The sequence below is a fragment of the Streptomyces sp. DH12 genome, assembly GCF_020873895.1.
GTDB lineage: Bacteria > Actinomycetota > Actinomycetes > Streptomycetales > Streptomycetaceae > Streptomyces.
The window spans coordinates 1-419 of sequence record NZ_JAHWGT010001373.1 but is presented as its reverse complement, the minus strand read 5'-3'; the positions used below and the strand labels follow the sequence as shown (position 1 = coordinate 419).

Here is a 419-nt window from a genome sequence, read left to right as displayed (position 1 = left end):
CCCGGAGGCCGTACGGCGCGTGGTCGTCGGCCAGTTCCAGGACGTCGACCGGGATGGTCGGGGTGTCGAGGATCGTCGGGATGAGGTAGTCCGTGAAGGACGGGTTTTGTACCTTCGCCGTCCGCGGGTCGACCAGGATCTCCTCCATGACCGCGACGCCCAGGCCCTGGGTGGTCCCGCCCTGGATCTGGCCCACGACCGACAGCGGGTTCAGCGCCTTGCCGACGTCCTGGGCGCAGGCCAGCTCGATCACCTTCACCAGGCCGAGTTCGGTGTCGACCTCGACGACGGCGCGGTGCGCGGCGAAGGAGTACTGGACGTGTCCGTTGCCCTGGCCGGTGCGCAGGTCGAAGGGTTCGGTCGGCCGGTGCCGCCACTCCTCCTCGACCTCGACGGCCTCGTCGCCGAGGACGTCCACC

General features: G+C 69.9%; 1 protein-coding gene. It reads right to left on the bottom strand.

Features of this window, described 5'->3' with window-relative positions:
* The coding region (locus LPA54_RS40135) for a molybdopterin cofactor-binding domain-containing protein (RefSeq protein ID WP_228985360.1) at nt 1–419 on the bottom strand (419 nt) is incomplete at both ends.